We start from the raw sequence: 24617 nt of genomic DNA on the forward strand, positions 1-24617 counted from the left end.
TTTAACCTTTATACAACTAAGGTCTAATTCTTAAACTGCAACGCCTGAGTGATCCTTGATGAAAGCCCAAGGGCAAGTAAATTAATATGGAGATGACTATGTCACAAAGCATTTATCCGGTTCCTGAAGCTATCAAGAACAATGCATTAGTTAATAACGACCAGTATGAAACTTTATATCAACAGTCTATCGATAACCCTGAAGCATTTTGGGCTGAACACGGTAAACGCCTTGATTGGTCAACCCCTTATACTAAAGTTAAAAACACTTCTTTCGATAAAGGTCACATCAGCATCAATTGGTATGAAGATGGTGAGCTAAACGCTTCTTATAACTGTATCGACCGCCACCTTAAAGACAAAGCCGATAAAGTTGCGCTAATTTGGGAAGGCGACAGCCCAGAGCATAGCGAAAATATTACGTTCCAACAGCTTCATGACGAAGTGGCTAAACTTGCCAACGGCCTTAAAAAGCTAGGTGTTGAAAAGGGCGATCGCGTTGCGATTTATATGCCGATGACGCCATTTGCAATTTATGCAATGCAAGCTTGTGCGCGTATTGGTGCTATTCATTCAGTGGTATTCGGTGGTTTCTCACCATCAGCTATTGCAGACCGTATTAAAGATTCTGGCGCAAAAGTAGTGATTACTTCTGATGAAGGCCGCCGCGGTGGTAACACAGTTCCGCTTAAAGCTAATGTTGACGAAGCGGTTTCTCAAGATGGCGTGACTACGGTTGAGCATGTTGTTGTGCATCAACTAACCGGTGGTGAAGTTGATTGGCAAGGTCATGACGTATGGTGGCATGAGTTAACAGCTGATGTACCAGCTGAATGTGAACCAACACCAATGAATGCCGAAGACCCATTATTCATTCTTTATACTTCTGGTTCGACTGGCACGCCAAAAGGTGTTGTACATACAACCGGAGGTTACCTTGTTTATTCATCAATGACCCATGAATATGTGTTCGATATTAAAGAAGACGATGTTTACTGGTGTACAGCCGATGTAGGTTGGATCACAGGTCACAGCTATATGGCATACGGCCCACTAGCTAATGGTTGTACGCAGGTTGTATTCGAAGGTGTACCAACTTACCCAAGCGCAGGTCGTATTGGTGAGGTGGTTGATAAGCACAATGTAACCATTCTTTATACTGCGCCAACGGCTATTCGCGCACTAATGGCGAAAGGTGATGAGCCAACAGCGAGTTCAAAGCGTGATTCACTGCGTATCATGGGTTCAGTCGGTGAGCCAATCAACCCTGAAGCGTGGACTTGGTACCACGAGCGCATTGGTAACAGCAAATGCCCAATCGTAGATACTTGGTGGCAAACTGAAACGGGTGGCATCATGATCACACCACTGCCTGGTGCGACAGATATGAAGCCAGGCTCGGCAACACGTCCATTCTTTGGTATTGCCCCAGCTCTATTTGATGCTGCAGGTGAAACATTACAAGGCGCAACAGAAGGTAACCTAGTTATTCTTGATAGCTGGCCGTCACAAGCGCGTACAGTGTATGGTGACCATGAGCGTTTTGAGCAAACTTACTTCTCTGCTTACCCAGGCGTTTACTTCACAGGTGATGGTTGTCGTCGTGATGAAGATGGTTATTACTGGATCACAGGTCGTGTAGATGACGTACTAAATGTATCTGGCCACCGCCTAGGTACTGCTGAAATTGAAAGTGCCCTAGTTGCGCACGAAGCAGTTGCAGAAGCTGCGGTAGTTGGTTACCCACATGACATCAAAGGCCAAGGTATTTATGTATATGTGACACCGAATGAAGGTGTTCAGGTAAGTGATGAGCTAACGAAAGAAGTGCGTAACTGGGTTCGTAAAGAGCTAAGCCCAATTGCTTCTCCAGATATGATCCAATGGTCTCCGGGTCTACCTAAGACACGCTCTGGTAAGATTATGCGCCGTATTTTACGTAAGATCGCCGCAAATGAGCACCAACAGCTGGGTGATACGTCAACACTGGCCGATCCTACTGTAGTAGATGAGTTAATAGAAAATCGTTTAAATCGTTAATAGAACGCTAAAAACTTGAATTTCATTAAATTCTAATCGTACTATATCGGCTGTCCTCTTTCAGATGACAGCCGAATTTTTAGGAGAAAAGCATGAATCAGTTTTTAATTGCGGATGATCACCCTTTATTTAGGGAAGCTTTAAAAGGCGCATTGCAAAGTCAGTTTGAAGATTTAACCGTTTTCGAATCTGAAAGTTTTGACAGTACCCTTGCTGTGTTATCAGAGCAAGACGAGTTAGATTTACTTTTACTTGATCTACATATGCCCGGCAGCGGTGATTTATACGGCCTTATCCGTATTCGTGAAGATTACCCAAGCCTGCCTATTGTGGTTGTGTCAGGCAGTGAAGACCTGAGTATCATTTCTAAGGTAATGGCTTACGGTGCCATGGGCTTCATTCCGAAGGCTTCCTCAACGCAAGATATCGCGCAAGGCATCGAAACCGTGCTCGAAGGAGAAACTTGGTTACCAGAAAATATAAAAGACAAAGTAGCCAATGTTGAAAATGAAGACAGAGAGCTCGCGCAACAAGTTGCTTCACTCACGCCACAACAATACAAAGTTTTACAGTACCTTCATGAAGGTTTACTGAATAAGCAAATTGCCTATGAATTACATATTTCTGAAGCGACAGTAAAGGCACACATTACTGCTATCTTTAGAAAGTTAGGCGTTTATAACCGTACTCAAGCTGTACTGATTGCTTCAAAACTACAACTAGAACCCGTAGAAGCAGTGAGTTAAATATAGCGGTTATGCGATAGAATATTTTTAGTGCACCAGGCAAGGAATGTCTTGGTGCTGCGTCCCCAAAAAAGCTTGTCACAGTGGACAATACTCAGCCGTAACAAGCTCTTCAATATTCTAGCTAATCTGAGTTTTGGTTAGCTAAATACCACAGTCCGATTGCCGTTGATAAACAACTTGTGCTCAGAAGCGAGCTGTAAGGCATTACAGAACACAGTCTTCTCGATATCTCGACCAATCTTTGCCATGGCTTCAGCATTGTGTATGTGGGTCACTGGCGTCACATTCTGTGCAATGATAGGCCCTTCATCGAGTTCATTATTCACAAAGTGTGCGGTCGCACCGACAATCTTTACGCCGCGCTCAAATGCTTGATGATACGGCTTGGCGCCAATAAACGCAGGCAAGAAAGAGTGGTGGATATTAATCACTTTGTTCTCAAAGCGTGCAACAAACTCAGGTGACAAAATACGCATATATTTTGCAAGACCAATAATATCAGGTTGATACTGTGCAATAGCATCCCCAACGAGTTTATCGTGCTCAGCACGGCTTAACCCTTCATTTGAAATACAATGAAAAGGAATATCAAAACCAGACACCAGCTTTTCTAAATCTGGATAATTGGCAATGACAGCCAGTACTTCGATGTTTAGCGCTTGCTCGTATTGTTTAAGTAGCACACCACCTAGGCAATGAGCCTCTTTTGTTGCCAGTAATACCACCTTTCTTTTTGACTCGTCAAAAAGCTCAACTTTGGCGCCTGATGGCAACTGACTTTTTAATTGCTCAAGAAAAGCCTTACTGGGTTCACCGGTTAATTCGGTGCGCATAAAAAAGCGTTTTGCTTCTTTATCAACAAATTCGTTGTTGCGGGTGATATTAAGATTGTGCTCATAACAGAGCCCAGTAATTTTTGCGATCAGACCTACATCGTCATCACATTGCGTGGTTAGTATTGTTTGCATTTCCTCATTCCTCTGCAAAGTCGAATAGTCACTCTAGCTTTATTACAGAGGAATGAAAATAGCTAACTCATGCTTATTAACGGCCAAAATTCATTAATGCTTTCAATTTTGCCGGTTTTACCGGTTTTGATAGATAATGAATGTCCAAAGCTTTCACTTCTGCTTTCACTTCTTGGTCGCGTACAGCAGTAATGAGCACTGCAGGCACTTGTGATTGCCATATCTCTCTCAAAGTTTTGATTAAGGTGATGCCATCACATTCAGTGCCTAATTGATAATCCATGAGGATTAAATCAGGGGCCTTATTTGATTTAGCATGCGCCAGTACCGAATCAACATCATTAAATAGGTCGTAGTTAGTTTGCCATTTGGCCAATAAACTCGACATGGCCTCTAGGTTTTTAGGGTCGTCGTCAACGGCGATAATATTGAGCTTAGCGTTATTATCTCCAAGTGGCATGCTGGAGGTTGTGGGGGTTTTCTTTGCCACCAAATTAGCATCACCATAAGGGATTAACACGCTAAAACGGCTCCCTTTGCCGGGGATAGATTTCACATCTAAGACAATTGAAAGCAGGTCACATAGACGTTTCACCACCCCTAAGCCTAAACCTACGCCTTTGTTGTCATTTGAGTGTATGCGGTAGAAGTCGTTAAATATTTTTGCTTGTTCGTATTCGCTGATCCCAGGGCCGGTATCGTACACTTCGACCAATAAACCATGCTTTCGCTTTCGGGTTGCAATCAATACTTTGCCTGAGTCTGTGTATTTTACGGCATTCGACACTAAATTTTGGATCACTCGGCGTAGGTAAGTGGTATCGCTATGTACAATATTTTGATTGCTTCTGACTTTTAATTTAAGACCTTTTTCACTCGATAAAATCGCGTACTCATTGGCAAGTGGGCAGAGGATATCATCGATACTAAAATGTCTTGGAGTTGGCTGCATTGCCCCTTGTTCTAGTTTGGCAATATCAAGTAAAGATGACATCAGGTGAACGGTAGAGTCAAGCGAGTCGTTGAGCTTATCGAAGCTGCCTCTGTCTTGAGAGGATAAGTGATTAGGGTCAATCGCTGCTGAGTATAGTCTGGCGGCATTGAGTGGCTGCAAAATATCATGGCTGGCGAGTGCTAAGAAGCGGGTTTTACTGTCATTGGCTTTTTCTGCTTCTTTTTTTGCTGCGATTAAGGCGTGCTCGGTTTCAATTCGCGAGTCTATTTGTGCCTCTAAATCTTTATTAATATTTCGGATCTCTTGTGTACGCGCTTCGATGCGGTTTTCAAGATCCATGTTAATTTCTTCAAGGGCATTCTGTGTGGCGATGTGCATGGTGACGTCGCTAAAACTGGTCACGAATCCGCCTTCAGGTAATGGGTTACCTGTCATTTCAAACACCTGGCCATCACGACGGTGGCGAATAAAGTGATGCGGTGTACCATTTCTCAAGTGTTGAACACGTTTTTCCACAAGGCGGTCAATTTCACCCGGGCCACATTCGCCACGCTGAGCGTTAAAACGAATGACTTCTTCAATCGGCTGGCCGACTTCTAAAAAGCCCTCTGGGTAGTTAAACATCTCGGCATAGCGTTTGTTCCAAGCAACGAGGTTAAGGTCTTTATCTACAACAGAAATACCATGAGAGAGGTTCTCGAGCGAGGTATAGAGTAAGTTTTGGTTAAACTGAAGCGCTTGTGTAGTTTCATCAAAGAAATTAACGACTTCTTCAAATGCCATTTGTTTGCCCGAGGCAACGGTATGAATAAGCGCTTGAGCAGACGAGGCACCCAAAACCCCGGTGAGAGCGCGTTCACAATAGGCGATAAACTCAGGGTCTGGATAGGCGTTATTGTCATCAATATCATGCAATAACGTATAATGGCCCAGCAGTTGTTGTGAGCGTTGAACACCTAAGAAAGTCTGTAATAGCACTTTAAAATCATACACGGTTGCTTTGACGTTTTTGTTCATGCGTTTAATCAAAGCCGCTTCTTCACGCGGATTGACAAAAGCTGCGGCTTGGATTTTATCGATTAAGCGCTCATGGGCACCTAATGAAAAACTGATGTAACAACTAATATTCGCAAATAGGGCGATTAAGGTGCCCTGAGTGATAAGCTGCTGTCTTGCTTCGAAGTTGAGAGAGAATCCCATATCGACCATGGGCATCATTAAAAACAGCGTCCAACAAATAAACCCAGCTAATAAACCCGCATAGACACCATAGGCATGACCTTTACGCCAGTACAAGCCGCCAACAATGGCAGGTAATAATTGGGTTACTAATGAAAATGCCACAAGACCCATACTTGCCAACGACTCACCATGGCCAAAATGTTGTTGGTATAAATAAGCCAATAATAAAATGGCGGCGATGATAAAGCGGCGGATCAAGAGAATAGAAGACTTATAGTTACCCAGAGCAGGGGCGCGGTGAAAACGGCGTTTTAATACCAGCGGCAATACTACATCATTCGACAACATCGTACTGAGTGTGAGTGTTGCTACAACAATCATAGCGGTTGCCGAAGATAGCCCACCGATAAAAACAAAGGTCGTGAGAATGGGGTGTCCGGTTGAAATCGGCAATGCCAGTACAAAGCTGTCTGCCGCCAAATGAGAGCCAATATTAGGATGAATAGCAGCAGTCGCAATCGGGATGATCATCGCTGCAGTTAACATAAGGTATAGAGGAAAAGCCCATCTTGCTGTAAGTAAGTGCTTTCTATCTTGGTTGTCTACAACAGTCACATGAAACTGTCTGGGCAGGCAGATAATAGCCGCAGCCGCGATCAGGCTCTGACCAATAAAATTGAAGCTACTAAAGTTAAAGTCTTGCCAGTGGGTGAGTAAATTTAAGCTATGTTTTGGCTGATTATAGAGTGCGATTAATGCTAAAGCCGCCACAGCAACCAGTGCTAACAACTTAATAATAGACTCAAACGCAATGGCTAACATTAAGCCTGAACGGTATTCGGTGACGTCGACTTTACGAGTACCAAAAAAGATAGCAAACAGGGCGATGATCAAGGTACCCGTAAGCGCTAAGACAGTACCTGAGAGTTGCTCATCTTGTTGCAATAATAAAAAACTAGAACTCAGCGCTTTAAGCTGTAGCGCAATATAAGGAATGGTCGCTAATAAAGCGATCATAGTGACCATAACGGCTGTAGTTTGTCGTTTGCCGTAGCGGGCAGAAATAAAGTCGGCAATGGTGGTGATATTTTGTTTTTTACTGACCAATACCAGTTTTCTTAAAAAACCTTGTCCGAATAAAAATAATAAAGCGGGGCCTAATAAGATAGGCAAATAATGCCAACTACTCGCTGCAGCAGTGCCCACGGCACCATAGTAAGTCCATGAGGTACAGTAAATGCCGAGTGCTAATGCGTACACAAAAGGGTGATGGCTAAACTTTAGCGCACGGGGGGTGGTTTTATCTCCCCAGTTTGCCAGCCAAAATAAAACCCCTATATAACAAAGAGAAACAAATATCAGTGCAGCGCTCATAGTCTTATCTTTTTTATTGTCGACCAAATAACCTTACCACATTTGCTCTTTTTGTAATCCTTTTTGTATTGTAATTCAATGTTTAACTAACTGTTTATTATAGATTTTGTCTTTATTGCTCTGACCAAATTAGACTAATGTCTTATACCACCCCAAAAATGCCCTTTTTGCTCAAAATGCGAACGTTTAATTTGCTAAGTGTTTGTTAAATATAATTAAACCTGATGTTTTTAGTGTGTCAATCTGCGGTTTACGTAAACGTTAACTTTGTGTTACGACTAAGGTAGCAATTCCAACTTGTAAGGGCGTTGCTAATGTAGATAGTGACGATTAACACCAACACAGCCAATTCATTGGCAAGTGATAGGGGACAACAAAAATGGCTTTTAAAGACGAAGAACAAGCAAAAGCATATTGGTCAGAAAATCTGAGCCTCATGTTTAAGCTATTAACAATATGGTTTGTAGTGTCATTTGGTTTTGGCATTTTACTGGTAGATGTACTTAATGAGATCCGCTTCTTTGGGTTCAAATTAGGGTTTTGGTTTTCACAGCAAGGCGCAATTTACACCTTTGTGGCTTTGATTTTTGTCTACGTGTTCAAAATGGATACGCTTGATAAAAAATACGGCGTAGATGAATAAGGAGCACGAAGATGGATGTTAAGATTCTTACCTTTATTATTGTTGGCTTGAGCTTTGCGCTCTATGTCGGCATCGCAATTTGGGCTCGTGCGGGTTCAACAAAAGAATTCTATGTTGCTGGCGGTGGCGTACCACCTGTAGCAAACGGCATGGCAACAGCCGCAGACTGGATGAGTGCAGCATCATTCATTTCAATGGCGGGTATTATTTCTTTCGCCGGTTACGACGGTGGTGTTTACCTAATGGGTTGGACTGGTGGTTATGTACTACTGGCGCTTTGTTTAGCACCTTATCTTCGTAAGTTTGGTAAATTTACGGTACCAGATTTCATAGGAGATCGTTATTACTCTCAAGTTGCCCGTGTAGTAGCTATCTTGTGTGCAATCTTTATCTGTTTCACTTACATTGCCGGTCAGATGCGTGGTGTAGGTGTTGTATTCTCTCGCTTCTTAGAAGTAGATATTGAGACTGGTGTTTACATCGGTATGGTTATCGTATTCTTCTATGCTGTATTAGGTGGTATGAAAGGTATCACGTATACACAGGTTGCTCAGTATTGTGTATTAGTATTTGCTTATCTAGTACCTGCTATCTTCATCTCACTGATGATGACAGGCCATTTATTACCGCAAACTGGTTTTGGTGCAACTTTAGCCGATGGCTCGGGTGTGTATATGCTCGATAAACTCGATGGACTGAGTACCGAATTGGGTTTCTCGCAATATACCGAAGGCTCTAAGAGCATGATCGATGTATTCGCTATCACTGCCGCTCTTATGGTTGGTACAGCGGGTCTGCCTCACGTAATCGTTCGTTTCTTCACAGTACCAAAAGTAAAAGATACGCGCATCTCAGCAGCATGGACGCTTGTATTCATCGCGATTGTTTATACCACAGCACCTGCGGTTGCATCATTTGCGCGTGTAAACATGATTGACACAATCAATGGTAAAGACGGTAGCGGTACGTTGTATGAAGAAGCACCAGCTTGGGTTAAAAACTGGGAAAGAACAGGCCTTATCACATTCGAAGATAAGAATGGCGATGGCAAGATGCAGTACTCTGCAGGTAAGATCTCAGATCCAAACAGTGCTAACGAAGTAAACATTGACCGTGACATCATGGTACTGGCGAACCCTGAGATTGCGAATCTGCCAGCTTGGGTTATCGCATTAGTCGCAGCGGGTGGTATTGCAGCAGCACTATCAACCACAGCGGGTCTACTGCTGGTAATTTCAACTTCGGTATCGCACGATTTACTTAAGCGTACGCTGAAACCAGATATCAGTGATAAACAAGAGCTACTAGCTGCGCGTTTAGCGGCGATGATAGCGATTGCAATTTCAGCTTACTTCGGTATTAACCCGCCAGGATTTGTGGCTTCAGTTGTGGCATTTGCATTCGGCCTAGCAGCAGCGAGCTTCTTCCCAGCAATCATCATGGGTATCTTCTCTAAGAAGATGAATAAAGAAGGTGCGATTGCAGGTATGGTAACAGGTATTGGCTTCACTGCGGCTTATATCATTTACTTCAAGTTCATCAGCCCTGAGCTTAATGCACCAGCAAACTGGTTATTTGGTATCTCTCCAGAAGGTATTGGTATCATCGGTATGCTAGTGAACTTCATCGTTGCTGCGGTTGTTCTTAAACTAACTGCTGAAACACCAAAAGAAGTTCAAGACATGGTTGACAGTATTCGTAACCCTAAAGGCTCAGGTGAGGCACACGCCCACTAATATTTGAGCGAATAAGCACAAAGCTCAGCCGATAAGGCTGGGCTTTTATTCGTTTTAGCAAAGTGCTGTTTTTGTATTTCTATAAATTCGGTTTTATAGCTGTATTTTGCTAAAACGATTCATACCTAAGCGTAAACACTAACATTCCTCTCTTTTATTGTAGTTGTTTATAGGCGGGTGACTTAGGAGTAGAGCATGACCCCAGAAGTTGCTGAAGTCGCAAAATTTGTTGCCTTACAGGCACCATTTAGCCAATTACCAGAAGCGGCGACCCACTATTTTGTGTCCCATTTAGAAATTGTTTACTTAAACAAGGACAATCAGTCACAGTGGCTAAAATCTACTGAGCCAAATTTATACTTAGTCCGCTCAGGCCAATATGATTTGGTCAATGCTAAAGAAGAAGTGATCACGCAAATCGCGGAAGGTGATTATTTTGGCTTTCCGTCTTTACTCACCGGCGATGCCATACAAAATCGCATCGAAGTGTCGACCCCCGGCTTAATTTATATCTTAAATCAAAGCAGCTTTGACTATTTACGTCGTGAATATAAGGCATTCGAACAACACTTTGTGCGCGCCCATGCTAATCGCTTACTGTCATCTCATTATCAGCAAAAAAGTGATAACTGGTCTGAGAAAAAAATCAGTGAGCTATTGACCAGAAAGGCAATAACACTCGGGCCAGATGCATCAATCCGTGATGCCGCGGTTAAAATGAGTGATCATGGGGTCTCTTCAATTATGGTTACCGAGCAAGAGAGTCTTATCGGTGTACTCACAGATAGAGACTTGCGTAATCGGGTTCTGGCCAAAGATGTAGACCCTAATATGGCAATAAACCAGGTCATGACGGGCAAGCCAAAATTTATCTTCGAAAATAATCGGGTGTTTTCTGCTTTGCATTTAATGCTTAAACACAACATACATCATTTGCCTGTGCTCGATGAAAATTACACGCCACTTGGCATGTTGACCAGTACAGACTTGTTACGCCAGCAAAAAAGCGATCCGGTACAACTTATTGGCCGCATCTACAAAGCAACATCGGTTCAGCAGTTACGTCTTTATGCGCAAGAGATCCCTGCATTATTAAAGAGTTTCTCTCATAACATTGATGATATCTCGGTTATGGGCAAACTATTAAGTGGCCTGACCGATGCATTGACTAGTCGATTAATTCGTATTTATCAGCAAGAGCATGGTACAGCGCCATGTGCGTTTAGTTTTATTTGCTTTGGTTCACAAGCCCGTGAAGAGCAAACTCTGCATTCAGATCAAGACAATGGCTTATTACTACCGAACAATTTAACCGAGGAGCAAAGATCTTATTTCAAAGGGATGGGCGAATTTGTCTGTGAGCAGCTGGTGGAATGCGGTATCAAACGTTGCCCGGGTAATATTATGGCAAGCAACCCAGAGTGTTGCGGCACTTTAAATGAGTGGTCAGAGCGATTTTTTAAGTGGATCAAATCCCCTACGCCACAGGCCATGTTGAATTGTAAGATCTTTTTTGATCTGCGCTTTATTGATGGTTCGAATGAACTATATAGCGATTTATGTATGTCGTTGGAACGAATAAGTAAAAATGAGCTTTTCTTTGCGGCCATGGCCACAGATATTAACGCGAACTCAGTACCGATTGGTTTGTTTCAGCAATTTAAACTTGAGAAGAGTGAGTCTAAGCATAAGTATTTAGATCTGAAAAAGCGTGGGGTTGTGATCATCAATGATATTGCAAGGCTCTATGCGCTAAAAGCTGGAGTAAGGCGGGCCAATACCCTTGAGCGTCTGGATGCGCTGACCAAATTTAATCTCATAAGCGCTAAAGATATTTATAACCTCAAAGATTGTTGGCGCTACCTGACGCAATTGCGACTCAAAACCCAATTGAATAAAGAGGGTTTACCGGGCAATTGTATTGATCCAGAAATGCTTACCTCTTTAGAAAAACATCAATTAAAAGAAGCGTTTTATCTGATTAAGCAAGCACAGCAAGCCTGTGCGTTTAAGTTCGCCAGAGGCAGTTTGTAAATGCAGAAGTTAGTTCAAAAAGCGCTTCGCTATTTAAAAGCCAAAGGCAAGTCACTTGATGAAGTGGAGTTTGTGGTTTTAGATCTTGAACTCACAGGGCTCGATCCTAAAGCACATGAAATTGTATCTGCAGCTTGGGTAACAATGCGAAGTGACAGAATTCAATTAAAAAGCGCGAGGCACATCATTAATAGTGATGTGAAGCAGTTAGATCAGAGTCCGGTTTTTCATGGTATCGATGAGCAAACGCTTAATGAAGGGGTATCTCTTAAGGCGTTAATGACTGAGCTATGTGATGTTTTGCACGGTAAGGTATTAGTGTGTCACAACGCTTATTTAGATTGGGGATTTATCCGATTAAATTGCAAAGCGTTAGGTTTAGAGGCACTCCCTTTGGCCATAGTCGACACCATGCAAATTGAGAAAAGACGTCAGTTAAAGCAAAACACTGAATTACATCAAGACAGCCTGACTTTGGCGAATTGTCGCACTCGTTATCAACTGCCGGACTATGAGGTGCACAATGCACTCACCGATGCCTTAGCAACTGCTGAGTTGTTGTTAGTTTTAATAAATAAAATTGGGGCGGGTAAGCCACTTAAACTTTCAGCCTTGATGTAGGATTTTTTTTCGCGCAAGTGTATACATAATTTGCCTATGTCGATTACAATAGCGCCATCTTTTAGGAAGTTACTTTCCTGTCTCTGCATTTAGCTAGGTCCACAACTTAATGGCAATAAAACTGGCAATAAATGGGTTTGGTCGTATTGGACGCAATGTTGTGCGTGCATTATATGAATCAGGCCGCCATCAAGATATTGAAATCGTGGCTATTAACGAATTAGCCGATCCCAAAGCCGTTGCGCATTTACTTAAATATGATACCTCTCACGGTCGTTTTGCTTACTCGGTTTCGCATGATGCACCTTTCTTAGAAGTAAATGGCGATAAGATCCAATTGTTTAGTGAGTCAGATCCGGCTCATTTACCTTGGCAGGCTTTGCAAGTTGATGTGGTACTTGAGTGTACTGGTGTGTTCCACAGTCGCTTAGACGCTCAAAAACACCTAAATGCAGGCGCTAAAAAAGTTTTATTCTCACAACCTGCCGATGCAGATGTTGATGCAACCATAGTGTATGGCATTAACGAAGAAGAGCTTAAAGCTGAGCACACAATTGTTTCTAATGGTTCTTGTACAACCAACTGTATTGTACCTGTGATCAAGGTCCTTGATGATGCTTTTGGAATTGAATCGGGTGCTATTACTACGATCCATGCGTCAATGCACGACCAGCAAGTGATCGATGCATATCACAGTGATTTACGTCGTACTCGTGCAGCGAGTCAGTCAATTATTCCAGTCGACACTAAATTAGCCCGTGGCATTGAGCGTATCTTGCCTAAATTTGAAGGTCGCTTTGAAGCCATCGCTGTACGTGTTCCGACGATAAATGTGACGGCCATGGATTTAAGTGTTACGCTAAATCAAGATGTTGATTTAGATAAAATAAATCAGGCAATTCAGGCTAATACACAAGGCCGATTAGAAAATATTTTAAGTTACACCGAAGAGCCTTTGGTGTCGGTAGATTTTAACCATGATGCACATTCTTGTATCATTGACGGCACGCAAACACGTGTAAGTCATAAAAGGTTAGTAAAACTTTTAGTATGGTGTGATAACGAGTGGGGGTTTGCGAACCGTATGCTCGACACCGCTGAGGCCATGATGGCCGCTAAATAACAACAAAGCTATTACCCAGTATCGTTCTTAAAGGAGACATCAATGTCAGTCATCAAAATGGCGGATCTAGATTTATCAGGCAAGCGTGTTTTAATTCGTGAAGATTTAAACGTGCCAGTAAAAGACGGCAAAGTAACGTCTGATGCGCGTATTCGCGCTTCACTTCCGACTATTAAACTTGCACTTGAAAAAGGTGCAAAAGTGATGGTGATGTCTCACCTTGGTCGTCCAACTGAGGGCGAATACAATGAAGAATTCTCACTTCAGCCAGTGGTTGACTACCTAAACGAAGCGTTAGAGCAAAACGTGCGTTTAGAAAAAGATTACCTTAATGGTGTTGAAGTTGCCGACAATGAAGTGGTTGTATTTGAAAACGTACGCTTCAATGTCGGTGAAAAGAAAGACGACGAGGCACTAGCTAAACAGCTTGCTGCATTATGTGACGTATACGTGATGGATGCATTCGGTACGGCTCACCGTGCTCAAGCGTCTACGCATGGTGTTGGCCTATTCGCTGAAGTTGCTTGTGCGGGCCCACTTTTAGCGGCTGAATTAGATGCACTAGGTAAAGCACTTGATAACCCAGCACGTCCACTTGTGGCGATTGTAGGTGGCTCTAAAGTATCAACTAAACTGACTGTACTTGATTCACTATCAACTGTGGTTGATCAATTAGTTGCTGGTGGCGGCATCGCGAATACTTTTGTAGCGGCAGCCGGTCACCCAGTTGGTAAGTCGCTTTTTGAGGCTGACTTAATAGACGAAGCAAACAAATTAACCGCAGCAGCGCGTGCAAACGATGGTGACATTCCTGTACCAACAGATGTTGTTGTGGGGACTGAGTTCTCTGAATCAGCAGTAGCGACTATCAAAGATGTGACTGAAGTATCTGATGAAGACATGATCTTCGATATCGGTCCAGATACAGCACAAACGCTAGCTAAAATCATTGAAAATGCAGGCACGGTTGTGTGGAATGGCCCTGTAGGTGTTTTTGAATTTGACCAGTTTGGTAATGGCACAGAAGCGATTGCTAATGCAATTGCAAAGTCTAATGCCTTCTCAATTGCAGGTGGTGGCGACACGCTAGCAGCAATCGACAAATATGGCGTTGCAGATGAAATTTCTTACATTTCAACGGGCGGTGGTGCTTTCTTAGAGTTCTTAGAAGGGAAAAAACTACCAGCTGTTGCTATGCTTGAGAAAAGAGCAAACGCGTAACAGTTTCTCAGGCCAGCTTTTGCTGGCCTTTTTATCTTAATCACTCTCACTCAGATTAAGGTAAATAAAAAATTAGTAGCAACAAGCGAAAGGCTACTTTCGATATATCCGTTCAAACTAGATAGCAAAGGCTATCGACTATTGGAGAAAGCAAAATGGCTTTAATCAGTATGCGTCAACTTCTTGATCATGCAGCAGAGCATGGTTACGGCGTTCCAGCGTTCAACGTTAACAACCAAGAGCAGATGCGTGCCATCATGGAAGCGGCTGATAAAACAAACAGCCCAGTGATCGTTCAAGGCTCTGCAGGCGCACGTGCTTATGCAGGCGCACCTTTCATTCGTCATATGATTTTAGCGGCTGTTGAAGAATGGCCACATATCCCAGTTGTTATGCACCAAGACCATGGTACATCTCCAGGTGTATGTCAGCGTTCTATCCAATTAGGTTTCTCATCAGTGATGATGGATGGTTCATTAATGGAAGATGGTAAAACACCTTCTTCATATGAGTACAACGTAGACGTAACACGTCGTACAGTTGAAATGGCGCATGCATGTGGTGTGTCTGTTGAGGGTGAGCTAGGTGTACTTGGTTCACTAGAAACTGGTGAAGCTGGCGAAGAAGACGGTATTGGTGCTGAAGGTAAGCTAACTGAAGATCAACTATTAACTGATCCTGAAGAAGCGGCTGACTTCGTTAAGAAAACAGGCGTAGATGCACTAGCAATCGCGTGTGGTACATCACACGGTGCTTACAAGTTCACACGTCCACCAACAGGAGACATCTTAGCAATCAACCGCATCAAAGAAATCCACGCACGTATCCCAGATACACACTTAGTTATGCACGGTTCTTCTTCTGTACCGCAAGAGTGGTTAGCGGTTATCAATGAGTTTGGTGGTGAGATCCCTGAAACTTACGGTGTGCCAGTTGATCAAATCGTTGAAGGCATCAAGTATGGTGTACGTAAAGTAAACATCGATACAGACTTACGTTTAGCATCAACAGGTGCTATCCGTCGTCACTTAGCACATAACCCGTCTAACTTTGACCCACGTAAATTCTTAGCTGAAGCGACAAAAGCAATGACTGAGATCTGTGTTGCGCGTTATGAAGCGTTTGGCACTGCGGGTAATGCAGCGAAGATCAAACCAATTTCACTAGACGACATGCACCTGAAATATTTATCAGGTGAGCTTGATCCACAGATCAAGTAATAACCAAGTCTAGCTGATTTTATATTAAGCCCCAGTATTGGGGCTTTTTTGGATCAGTATTTTACTAATTCAGATCTGAATTCCCGATATTTAGGATCAAGATCTTACCAACTTATGCGATCAGGGATCGATTTCTTACTAACTTACCGAGTGATTTGCACTCAAAACAGCCCCAAACTTGCGTATCAAGATCCAAATTTAGATCCTTAATATGGCTGCTCTTGGTATAAAACTGATCTCTCAGTGCGCTACTTAGTCAAAAGTTGATCTCTATTTAATCAGTGCGTATTTGCGTGATCCGATCAACTCAGCTTGGTGTTAAGTAAATAGATGTAAAAATAGCCGTGATTTAAATATTTCTAAAATAGCGGGGACTTATTAGTTCAATTTCTATAAATTATTGTTCTTTATGGAATAATGTATTTTGTCATTTATATGACCTGATAAATATTTCTTTTTAAGATCGGATTATTTTTTCATAAAACTGTCATACTAAGTCATAATAATGAAACCAACTTGGGTAAATCGAAGAGAACTGTGGGAATGTCACGTAAAGTACTTGTAGTTGATGATGAAGCACCAATCAGAGAAATGTTGGTTTTCGTATTGGAGCAAAATGGATTTCAGGCAATAGAAGCTGAAGATTATGATTCGGCTATGGCTGCAATGGTAGAGCCATACCCTGATATGGTTTTATTAGACTGGATGCTTCCGGGCGGCAGTGGTATTCAAATTGCGAAAAAGTTTAAGCAAAGCGAATTTACACGTCAGATCCCTATCATCATGTTAACTGCACGCGGTGAAGAAGAAGACAAAGTAAAAGGACTTGAGGTAGGTGCAGACGATTATGTGACTAAACCTTTCTCTCCTAAAGAATTAATGGCACGTATTAAGGCGGTTATTCGTCGTGTGTCTCCAACCTCACTTGAAGAAGCCATTGAAGTGCACGGTTTACGCTTAGATCCTATTTCTCACCGAGTCACATCGGCGGGTAATGAATTAGACATGGGTCCAACAGAATTCCGTTTATTACACTTCTTTATGACGCACCCTGAGCGTGTTTACAGTCGTGAGCAATTATTAGATCATGTTTGGGGCACTAATGTGTATGTTGAAGATCGCACCGTTGATGTACATATTCGACGCCTGCGTAAGGCTATTGCACCGTTAGGTCATGATAGACTAGTGCAAACAGTTCGCGGTGCTGGTTACCGCTTTTCTAGTAAAATGTAAGCTCACAGCTTTGGATACACTGTATTTATGTATCGAGTAATAAATAAACAGGCGTTAGTTAAACGCCTGTTTTTGTATTTTATACCACTGGCTTTAGTGGGCGTTTTAATTGGCGCACCTTTCATCTTGCTGTTTTTAGGCGCGCTCGCGCTGTTACTTTGGCATTATCATCAACTCTACCGACTCAGTGATTGGTTGCTCAATCAGCGTAGCTTTAACCCGCCGGAAGGAGAGGGCGCATGGGAGCAGATCTTTGAAGGGATCTATCATCTTCAGCATCGTAACCGTAAAAAACGTAATGAATTGGCTGAGCTGATCCGTCGTTTTCGTGAAGGTGCTGAAGCGGTACCTGACGCAGTCGTCGTATTGCAAACTGATTTAAGCATTATTTGGTGTAATCAGCTTGCGCTGAAAGTGTTGGGACTGCAATGGCCAACCGATCATGGTCAGCGCTTAGATAATCTAGTGCGGGATCCAAAATTTGCAAAATATATGAACAAGCAAAAGTTCGATGAGCCATTAGAACTAGAGGTATCGCATAATCAAGAGCAAACTCTTGAATTTAGAGTAATGCCTTATGCTGGCCAGCTTATGATGGTGGTGCGTGATATCTCTCGGCTGAAACAGTTAGAGCAGATGCGCAAAGATTTTGTCGCTAATGTATCCCATGAACTTCGTACGCCGCTAACGGTGGTGACTGGCTACCTAGAAATGATGGACGAAGAGAATTTACCACCACCGTCAATGTGGTCAAAAGCACATCAAACCATGATTGAGCAATGTCATCGTATGGATAGCTTAGTTAATCAGTTACTGTCACTTTCTCGAATAGAGGGGGCGCGTAAATACGATAATGACAAACCGGTTAGAGTGCCTGATATGTTGGCACTGATTGCGACCGAAGCGAATTCACTCAATAAAGAGAAAGGGCACGAGATCAGTTTTGATGTTGATCCAGATCTTGATATTGTCGGTGCGCCGGATGAATTACGCAGCGCGTTTTCTAATTTGGTGTTTAATGCGGTTCACTACACTAAGCCAAACGGCAATATTCATGTGCAATGGCAAATGAAAGGTGATCAAGCGCTCTTTTCTGTAACTGATAATGGTGATGGCATAGCCCCTGAGCATATTAATCGACTGACTGAGCGCTTTTATCGAGTTGATAAGGCAAGGAGTCGTAAAACCGGCGGCTCAGGCTTAGGTTTAGCCATCACTAAGCATGTATTAACGCGCCATGATTCACATCTAGATATCAGCAGTGAAGTAGGTAAAGGTTCTTGTTTTTCTTTTGCTTTTCCAAAAACACGTATTGCTGATTATGACAATAAATAAAACAGTGGTCATAAAAGTGTCATTTTTAAGTAATTTAACTGTCATTTAATCGCTGCAAAATGAACCTCGTTAACTAATTGGGACGAACAACTGGAGAAACCCAAATGAAATTTAAAAGTTTAGTAGCTGCAATGGGTGTAGCGGTAACAACTCTTTTATCAACACCAGCATCAGCTTTAGATGAAAAGCTACCTATGTACAATAAAACAAGTGGCATCTCAGGTAACTTCTCATCTGTAGGTTCTGATACGCTTGCAAACATGATGACTTTTTGGGCTGAAGAATATAAGCGTATTTACCCTAACGTAAATATCCAAATTCAAGCAGCGGGTTCTTCAACTGCGCCACCGGCATTAACTGAAGCGACTGCAAACTTCGGTCCTATGAGCCGTAAGATGAAATCTAAAGAAATCGAAGCGTTCGAAAAGCGCTACGGTTACAAGCCAACTGAAGTACGTGTAGCAATCGATGCACTAGCAGTATTCGTACACAAAGATAACCCAATCAAAGGTCTACGTATTGACCAAGTTGATGCAATCTTCTCTTCAACACGTAAGTGTGGTGCTGACGGTGAAATCAACCGTTGGGGTGATGTAGGTCTTAACGGTGACTGGTCTGGTAAAGACGTACAGCTTTATGGTCGTAACTCAGTATCGGGTACTTACGGTTACTTCAAGAAGAAAGCACTATGTAAAGGTGACTTCCGTAACAACGTAAACGAGCAACCAGGTTCTGCATCAGTAGTACAGTCTATCTCTTCTTCAATCAATGCAATTGGTTATTCAGGCATTGGTTATAAGACTTCAGGTGTTCGTACTGTACCACTAGCGAAAAAAGGTGATAAATTCGTAGATGCAACTTTAGATAATGTTTCTAAGGGCAAATACCCACTATCACGTTTCCTATACGTTTACGTGAATAAGCACCCTAACAAGCCGCTTTCACCAATCGAAGCTGAATTCTTAAAGATGGTACTTTCTCAAGAAGGTCAGCAAATCGTAGAGAAAGATGGTTATGTACCACTTCCTAGCAAGGTTGCTGCTGCTGAAATGAAGAAGTTAGGTCTTCTTTAATTTAGGCAAATAGAGTAAAAATAAAAAACCGCTGACGTTCAGCGGTTTTTTTGTGTTTGAACAATTAATTTAAAGTTTTATTTAGTAAAGCTTCGGTTTCGGCCTTACAGCTGTTGTAATCGTCAATACACTCATTGCTACAGATCTGATGCCCTAAGGTATTTTCTGTATGACGCTGTGCACAGTTACTTTCACATTGATAGTTTTGTTGTGCACATTGATTGAGTTCACTGCTGGTTGCCCCACAGCCCACTAACAAAACAGAGACGGCAATAAGCAAAGCTTTCATTTTTAATTATCCTTCTACGCAGAAACTTGTAAGTTATCGATCAGTCTCACTTTACCTAAGAAAGCGGCCGCAAGAATAACAAACTCTTTAGTTTCAAGTGTAGCAGGTTTTAAATTGTCTTTTTCAGCAATGGCAAAGTAATCAGGTTTCAAACCGGCCTGTTCAAGTGCTTGTTTTGCTTCTAGTTCAATCGCATCGAACGCTTTGTTACCTTGCTCAAGTGATTGACCTGCATTTAATAGCGTTTGATACAACACTTTGGCCGTGTTTTTCTCTTGCTCAGATAAGTAACCATTACGAGAGCTCATCGCCAGTCCAGATACTTCTCGCTGTGTTGGTACACCAATGATTTCAATTGGCATAGACAGGTCTCGAACCATAGCGCGAATGACTTGTAACTGTTGAAAGTCTTTCTCGCCAAAGCAAGCAAAGTCTGGCTGTACCATGTTGAACAGTTTGGTGACGACGGTTGCTACGCCTTTGAAATGACCAGGGCGCGTACCACCGCAATAACCCATAGAAATATCAGGTACGTCTACATAACTTTGTGCTGCTAGGCCATTGGGATACATAACATCAACGGTTGGAGTAAATACGAGCGCAGTACCAATTTCAGCAAGGCCTTGTTTGTCGGCGTCTAACGTTCTTGGGTAGCTGTCTAAATCTTCGTTGGCACCAAATTGCATTGGATTGACGAAAATACTCACAACCACTTTATCCGCGAGCGTTTTCGCTTTTTCAACAAGTGAAAAGTGACCTTGATGGAGGTTACCCATAGTTGGCACAAATGCAATGCTTAAGCCTTGTTGACGCCAAGCCTTAATTTGGCTGCGAAGCGATTTTATTTCACTGACTGACTGCATTAGTTAAACTCGTGCTCACTACTTGGGAAGGCACCTGACTTAACGTCATCACAGTATTTTTTAACTGCATCGTGCATGTTGCCTGTTTCGGCTAAGAAGTTTTTCGAAAACTTAGGAATGTAACCCGCAGAAATGCCAACAAGGTCATGCATCACTAAGATTTGGCCATCGGTGTCTTTGCCTGCACCAATACCAATCACAGGAATGTTTACAGAGTCAGTGATGCGCTTAGCTAGCGCAGAAGGAATACACTCAATGACGAGTAGTTGTGCGCCAGCAGCTTCTAGTGCTTGCGCGTCTGCAACCATTTTATCTGCTTGCTCAGACTCACGGCCCTGAATTTTAAAACCACCGAATACGTGAACAGACTGCGGTGTTAGACCTAAATGACCACAAACTGGTATGCCTTGTTGAGTAAGCGCACTTATGCTGTCGTGTAACCACTCACCGCCTTCTAACTTCACCATGTTTGCACCCGCACGCATCAGCTGTGCAGCATTGTTGCACGCTTGCTCTACGTTGGCATAGCTCATAAATGGCATATCTGCGATCACAAATAAATCTTTTGAACCTGCGCGAACGCACTTGGTGTGATAGGCAATATCATCAGTAGTAACAGCAAGCGTGTCATCACCGCCTTGCAAAACCATACCCAGTGAATCACCAACCAAAACAACATCAACACCTTGGTTGTGAAAAAGCTGAGAGAAACTCGCATCATAAGCCGTTAATGCGGTAATTTTTTGTTTTTCTTGTTTCATTTTAGCCAGTGTAGAGACGGTCACTTTAGCCATGTTGTTCCTCTTGGGGTTAATTTAATTCAACTCTAATGGCGTTAAACCATTGAGTGGCACTTGCTGAGCAATGTCAGCCAGTGTGTTGCCATTAGGCAGCTTTAGCTCAGGTGAGACTTCTAATAGTGGATATACCACAAACTCACGTTCACACAGACCATAGTGCGGCACGGTTAAGCGCTCTGTACTTATGGTTTGCTCGCCAAATAGCAAAATATCTAAATCTAGGGTTCTTGGGCCCCAGCGTTCATCTTTACGCTGACGACCTTGTTCAAGTTCAATACGTTGTAATTCATCAAGCAGAGCTTCTGGTGCAAGCGTGGTATTGAGTAATGCGACGGCATTAACATAATCAGGCTGGTCTTGTGGCCCCATAGGCTTAGATGAATAAAACTGTGAGACTTTTTTAAGCTCACAGTCAGCAAGTGCACTTAGGGCTTTAACCGCGTTGTGCAGCTGTGCAACAGGTGCTTCAAGGTTGGCGCCTAAGCCAATATAAACAGGGATCATGCATCACCTGTTTTTTTCTTTGGCTTTCTGCGGTAACGGCGACGCGGCTTTTTGCCATCAGATTGACCTAAGTTTTTGACAAGCTCTTTTTGACCGGTGACATCTGATTGTAAGTATTCAGTCCACCAATCAGCTAACGTTTGTTGAGTGTCTTCGCCGCTTTCTACACGCAGTAGTAAGAAATCATAAGCGGCTTTGAAGCGAGGCTGCAGGCTTAAACGATAAGCGCGTTGGCCTGAGCGTTTGTCTAAACGCATTTGAATATGCCAGATATCACGTGCACCTAACGTAAAGCGTTTTGGCACAGATACGTGCTGGGCGTTTTGGCTTAAAACTTGGTTCATTGCCTGATTGAAGGCGTCAAATTCTGACATGCCTTGTTGCTCGATGATCTGCTGAGTACGTTGTTGCAGTGGGAACCAAAGTAGCGCGGCATAGACAAACGCCGGTGTGACTTTTTTATCTTGATTAATGCGCGTATCGGTATTGGCAAACATTTGCTCAATGAAGCGCGCTTCAAAGCCGGTTTCGCTTTGCTCTAAGATTTCATCTAGTGCAGGGAATAGCTGTTTGAATAAGCCAAACTCGCGAAGCTGTAAGTAGTTTTCAACCGCTTTACCATTTAAGAATAATTTTAGTGTTTCTTCGAATAAGCGGGCAGGCGGAATATTACCCAGTAAATCAGCAAGCTCATAAATAGGCTTTTTCGTGCCTGGCGCAATTTCCATGTCGAGCTTGGTTGCAAAGCGAACCGCGCGTAGCATGCGCACCGGATCTTCACGATAACGAGTTTCAGGGTCGCCAATCAGTTCAATTTTACGCGCTTTGATAGCTTCGACACCACGTGCAAAATCATGGATGCTAAAGTCATTAATCGAGTAGTACAGGGCGTTTATAGAGAAGTCACGACGCTGAGCGTCTTCTTCAATGGTGCCGTATACATTGTCACGGAGCAGTTGGCCATGTTCGCTTGATTGGCTGGTCGCATTTTTGCGCTCATCGGCTTCATGGTGACCACGCATGGTGGCGACTTCAATGATTTCACGACCAAAAACGATGTGCGCTAGACGGAATCTGCGGCCGATCAGGCGACAATTCCTGAATAATTTTTTGATTTCTTCTGGCGTCGCATTGGTAACAACGTCGAAATCTTTTGGCTGGATCCCCATTAGAATATCACGAATACAACCACCAACTAGGTAAGCGTCATAGCCACCATCTTTCAAGCGATACAAAACTTTGATGGCATTCGGGCTAAATTGCTTGCGCGAGATACCATGCTCGGCACGAGTGATTAATGCGGGTGTTGCCGAGGTTGTATGGTGTGCATCTGCAGAGTCTGGCTTGACCCACTTTTTGCACATGTTAATTAGCTTGGAAATAATGACCCGTCTCCTAAAACGCTCAGTTGGTAACCTATTTAATAACCTGAGCTCTGGATAATAAATTTATCTCCAGCGGTTACTTTTAACGCTAACTACGTTGAATTTACTTGCAATAGGCCTGCTATTGACGCGTAAATTCGCCTTGTTATCCCTAAAAGTTTCCGGCTGTAGACTTTAAAAAACGTTTACTAATTCAATATCAATAAATTAGTAAATCTCTTAACCACAGCTCAGCTTGAATAGGTAAAATCAAAGTGGCTAATAATATACTAGCGTCACTAAAAAATTAAGCTAGGAGTAGAAATAAACTGATCTAAAAATGGCTTTAGTGTGTCGTTATCTGGTGTGAATATACTTGATGTGCGTCTAGCTATAGTGTGATGCGCTTTTCAAGCACTTGTGGAATAGCGGTAAGAGAAAACTGTGTGCTTGCCCAAGTCAAAACTTCTTCAACATTACTGAGTTTCATATCATCAGTGATGTTTATTCCTAAAAAGCTTAACGCGCGCAATAATTCAGGGAGCGGATCATCGATATTGATGGCAGGGGCATGGTTCTGTTTCGAGAGTTTAAAGCCAGGCTCTGTGACAGCTAAAGGCACATGGGCATACTCAGGTACTGTGTGACCGAGCTGTTTAAACAAGCTAATTTGTCTTGCTGTGGGCTCTAACAAATCGGCACCACGCACAACGCGACTGATCTTTTGCTCAATATCATCAACCACGACCACTAACTGATAGGCAAATAAGCCATCGCGACGTTTTACAATATAGTCTTCGTCGGCCAAATCGTGAGGTACATTTACCTGACCTTGTAGTAAATCAGTAAATTGATAAACCGGGTGCGTTTGCGTTAAACGAATAGCATGCTCATTAAAATCCAGAGCCAGTGATTTACAATGACCTTGATACAGTCCACCCGCTTGTTTGATCATTTTACGCGTGCAGTTACAGGCGTAAAGGTCGGGCTTAAGCTGTGCTAGGGTGTCTTGATAAAGCGCGTGACGCTGACTTTGGTATTCGATTTGTTCGTCCCAATGCAAACCAAACTTTTCAAGCGCAGTTAAGATTGCACTGTCAGCACCTTGCACGACACGAGGCGTATCTATGTCTTCCATACGTACAAGCCAAGCGCCTTGATGTACTTTTGCGTCAAGATAACTTGCTAGGGCGGCAACGAGAGAGCCGAAGTGAAGGGGGCCCGAAGGCGAAGGGGCAAATCGGCCTCGATAGCCCCTTGAATTGGACAATGCTTCTTTATGCATGTGCCG

20 protein-coding genes are annotated in these 24617 nt (G+C 42.9%); 12 read left to right on the forward strand and 8 right to left on the reverse strand.

Going from position 1 to position 24617, the window contains the following annotated elements; all coding sequences use genetic code 11:
* The first annotated feature begins 98 nt into the window (after positions 1–98).
* Positions 99–2039 carry an acetate--CoA ligase gene (gene acs, locus AAEU28_RS07705; protein ID WP_421963598.1) on the forward strand — a complete coding sequence of 647 codons (1941 nt, stop codon included), beginning with the start codon at positions 99–101 and terminating at the stop codon, positions 2037–2039.
* Positions 2040–2131: 92 nt separating this feature from the next.
* Positions 2132–2785, forward strand: coding sequence for a response regulator transcription factor (locus AAEU28_RS07710; RefSeq protein WP_138479791.1), 654 nt, complete (start codon positions 2132–2134; stop codon positions 2783–2785).
* Positions 2786–2925: 140 nt separating this feature from the next.
* Here the strand turns inward: AAEU28_RS07710 and purU are convergent, their stop codons facing one another.
* A complete protein-coding gene (gene purU, locus AAEU28_RS07715) occupies positions 2926–3756 on the reverse strand; it encodes a formyltetrahydrofolate deformylase (protein WP_421963599.1) in 831 nt (276 codons plus the stop codon).
* Positions 3757–3832: 76 nt separating this feature from the next.
* Entirely contained in the window at positions 3833–7267 is a 3435-nt protein-coding gene (locus AAEU28_RS07720; protein ID WP_421963600.1) for a PAS domain-containing hybrid sensor histidine kinase/response regulator, read from the reverse strand.
* A gap of 379 nt (positions 7268–7646) precedes the next feature.
* Here AAEU28_RS07720 and AAEU28_RS07725 point away from each other — a divergent pair, with 379 nt between their 5' ends.
* The 10 genes from AAEU28_RS07725 to AAEU28_RS07770 all read left to right on the forward strand — a co-directional run bounded on the left by AAEU28_RS07725 (position 7647) and on the right by AAEU28_RS07770 (position 19506).
* Positions 7647–7910 carry a DUF4212 domain-containing protein gene (locus AAEU28_RS07725; protein ID WP_138479797.1) on the forward strand — a complete coding sequence of 88 codons (264 nt, stop codon included), beginning with the start codon at positions 7647–7649 and terminating at the stop codon, positions 7908–7910.
* An 11-nt stretch (positions 7911–7921) separates the two neighbouring features.
* A complete protein-coding gene (locus tag AAEU28_RS07730) occupies positions 7922–9646 on the forward strand; it encodes a sodium:solute symporter family protein (protein WP_421963601.1) in 1725 nt (574 codons plus the stop codon).
* Between the two features lie 195 nt (positions 9647–9841).
* Positions 9842–11680 (forward strand): DUF294 nucleotidyltransferase-like domain-containing protein, encoded by a 1839-nt coding sequence (locus AAEU28_RS07735; protein WP_421963602.1) that lies wholly within the window; start codon positions 9842–9844, stop codon positions 11678–11680.
* Positions 11681–12301: an exonuclease domain-containing protein gene (locus tag AAEU28_RS07740; RefSeq protein WP_421963603.1), complete on the forward strand. Its 621-nt coding sequence runs from the start codon at positions 11681–11683 to the stop codon at positions 12299–12301.
* Between the two features lie 109 nt (positions 12302–12410).
* A complete protein-coding gene (epd, locus tag AAEU28_RS07745) occupies positions 12411–13424 on the forward strand; it encodes an erythrose-4-phosphate dehydrogenase (RefSeq protein ID WP_130254623.1) in 1014 nt (337 codons plus the stop codon).
* 42 nt (positions 13425–13466) lie between these two features.
* Entirely contained in the window at positions 13467–14645 is a 1179-nt protein-coding gene (locus tag AAEU28_RS07750; RefSeq protein ID WP_421963604.1) for a phosphoglycerate kinase, read from the forward strand.
* Positions 14646–14800: 155 nt separating this feature from the next.
* Positions 14801–15865, forward strand: a complete 1065-nt coding sequence (gene fba, locus AAEU28_RS07755) for a class II fructose-bisphosphate aldolase (protein WP_058028826.1) — start codon at positions 14801–14803, stop codon at positions 15863–15865.
* A gap of 543 nt (positions 15866–16408) precedes the next feature.
* Complete coding sequence (gene phoB, locus AAEU28_RS07760) at positions 16409–17098, forward strand: phosphate regulon transcriptional regulator PhoB (protein ID WP_058028827.1); 690 nt, start codon at positions 16409–16411, stop codon at positions 17096–17098.
* A 27-nt stretch (positions 17099–17125) separates the two neighbouring features.
* A complete protein-coding gene (phoR, locus tag AAEU28_RS07765; protein ID WP_421963605.1) occupies positions 17126–18433 on the forward strand; it encodes a phosphate regulon sensor histidine kinase PhoR in 1308 nt (435 codons plus the stop codon).
* A 104-nt stretch (positions 18434–18537) separates the two neighbouring features.
* On the forward strand, positions 18538–19506 hold the full coding sequence (locus AAEU28_RS07770) for a PstS family phosphate ABC transporter substrate-binding protein (protein ID WP_058028829.1): 969 nt from the start codon (positions 18538–18540) through the stop codon (positions 19504–19506).
* A 64-nt stretch (positions 19507–19570) separates the two neighbouring features.
* Here AAEU28_RS07770 and AAEU28_RS07775 read toward each other — a convergent pair whose 3' ends face one another.
* The 6 genes from AAEU28_RS07775 to gluQRS form a co-directional block, all read right to left on the reverse strand.
* Positions 19571–19795: a hypothetical protein gene (locus AAEU28_RS07775; protein WP_421963606.1), complete on the reverse strand. Its 225-nt coding sequence runs from the start codon at positions 19793–19795 to the stop codon at positions 19571–19573.
* Between the two features lie 14 nt (positions 19796–19809).
* Positions 19810–20658 carry a pantoate--beta-alanine ligase gene (gene panC / locus AAEU28_RS07780; RefSeq protein WP_421963607.1) on the reverse strand — a complete coding sequence of 283 codons (849 nt, stop codon included), beginning with the start codon at positions 20656–20658 and terminating at the stop codon, positions 19810–19812.
* The gene (gene panB / locus AAEU28_RS07785) at positions 20658–21452 is read right to left on the reverse strand and encodes a 3-methyl-2-oxobutanoate hydroxymethyltransferase (protein WP_421963608.1); all 795 of its coding nucleotides are present in this window, start codon (positions 21450–21452) and stop codon (positions 20658–20660) included. Before panB ends, panC begins: the two co-directional genes overlap by 1 nt.
* A 21-nt stretch (positions 21453–21473) precedes the next feature.
* Entirely contained in the window at positions 21474–21962 is a 489-nt protein-coding gene (gene folK / locus AAEU28_RS07790; RefSeq protein WP_421963609.1) for a 2-amino-4-hydroxy-6-hydroxymethyldihydropteridine diphosphokinase, read from the reverse strand.
* The gene (pcnB, locus tag AAEU28_RS07795) at positions 21959–23326 is read right to left on the reverse strand and encodes a polynucleotide adenylyltransferase PcnB (protein WP_421963610.1); all 1368 of its coding nucleotides are present in this window, start codon (positions 23324–23326) and stop codon (positions 21959–21961) included. Before pcnB ends, folK begins: the two co-directional genes overlap by 4 nt.
* A gap of 391 nt (positions 23327–23717) precedes the next feature.
* Positions 23718–24611: a tRNA glutamyl-Q(34) synthetase GluQRS gene (gene gluQRS, locus AAEU28_RS07800; protein WP_421963611.1), complete on the reverse strand. Its 894-nt coding sequence runs from the start codon at positions 24609–24611 to the stop codon at positions 23718–23720.
* Positions 24612–24617: the final 6 nt, after the last annotated feature.

This window comes from Pseudoalteromonas sp. SS15 (assembly GCF_049257195.1).
GTDB lineage: Bacteria > Pseudomonadota > Gammaproteobacteria > Enterobacterales > Alteromonadaceae > Pseudoalteromonas.